The organism is Paraburkholderia sp. J7 (genome assembly GCF_905220155.1).
In the GTDB taxonomy this organism is placed as follows: domain Bacteria; phylum Pseudomonadota; class Gammaproteobacteria; order Burkholderiales; family Burkholderiaceae; genus Paraburkholderia.
The window spans coordinates 1-1,437 of sequence record NZ_CAJMYZ010000068.1; the positions used below are offsets into that span (position 1 = coordinate 1).

Here is a 1,437-nt window from a genome sequence, read left to right on the forward strand (position 1 = left end):
GTGCGCGCGGTCCATCATGCCTCGTGCGCGCGCAGGAAGCGGAAGAACTCCACGCCTTCGCGCAGACGCCGCTTCATCATGTCCCAGCTCGTGAGCATCTCGCGCACGATCTCCCAGATCTTCGAAGGCCGGAAATAGAACTGGCGATAGAACTGCTCCAGATGGTGATAGATCTCCTCGCGCGGCAGGTTCGGATAGCCGATCGCCGCCAGCTGCACCCCTTCCTTGCTCACCAGGTTGATCGTCTTGTTCTCTTCCATCCAGCCGTTTTCCACGGCCTGCTTGTACAGCGTCGTGCCCGGATACGGCGCGGCGAGCGACACCTGAATCGTGTGCGGATTGATTTCCTTCGCGTACTCGATCGTCTTCCTGATCGTGTCCTGCGTCTCGCCCGGCAGCCCCAGAATGAAGGTGCCGTGGATCTTGATGCCGAGCGTCTTGCAGTCGGCGCTGAAGCGGCGCGCAAAGTCCGTGCGCACGCCCTTCTTGATGTTCACGAGAATCTGGTCGTCGCCCGACTCGAAGCCCACGAGCAGCAGACGCAGGCCGTTCTCCTTCATCACCTTCAGCGTCTTGTACGGCACGTTCGCCTTCGCGTTGCACGACCACGTCATGCCGAGCTTGCCAAGGCCAATCGCAATCGCTTCGGCGCGCGGCAGGTCGTCGGTGAAGGTATCGTCGTCGAACATCAGCTCCTTGACTTCCGGCATGTTGTCGCGAATCCACTTCGCTTCCGCCAGCACGTTCTCGACCGAGCGCGTGCGGTAGCGGTGGCCGCTCACCGTCTGCGGCCACAGGCAGAACGTGCAGCGCGACTTGCAGCCGCGCCCCGTATAGATCGACACGTACGGGTAGTTCAGATAGCCGATGAAGTAGTTGTCGATCTTCAGGTCGCGCTTGTAAATGGGCGCGACGAACGGCAGTTCGTCCATGTTCTCGAGAATCGGCCGCGCCTCGTTGTGCTCGATCGAGCCGTCCTTCGCGCGCCAGCTCAAGCCCTTGATCTCGGGGAACGGCCGGCCCTCGGCGATTTCCTTGCAGGTGTAATCGAATTCTTCTCGGCAGACGAAATCGATTGCCTCGGTCGCCGTGAGCGAGTTGTGCGGATCGACCATCACCTTCGCGCCGACCATGCCGACGATGAGCGACGGCTTGCGCTTCTTCAGGTCCTCGGCGAAGAGCGCGTCGGTCGGGAACGACGGCGTGCTCGTGTGAATGATCACGAGGTCATAGTCCATCGCGATCTTCAGCGTGGCTTCCACGCCGATGCCGTCGGCCGGCGCGTCGAGCACGCGGCTGTCGGGCACGAGGGCCGCGGGCTGCGCAAGCCACGTGGGATACCAGAACGAGCGGATCTCGCGCTTTGCCTGGTAGCGCGAGCCCGCGCCACCGTCGAAGCCGTCATACGACGGGGCCTGCAGAAACAGCGTTTTCATA

The 1,437-nt window shown here is 62.2% G+C and carries 1 protein-coding gene; it reads right to left on the reverse strand.

Translation table 11 applies throughout. From position 1 onward, the window contains the following. Positions 1-14 precede the first annotated feature (14 nt). On the reverse strand, positions 15-1,436 hold the full coding sequence (gene hpnJ / locus U5A58_RS40330; protein ID WP_321965446.1) for a hopanoid biosynthesis associated radical SAM protein HpnJ: 1,422 nt from the start codon (positions 1,434-1,436) through the stop codon (positions 15-17). Position 1,437: the final 1 nt, after the last annotated feature.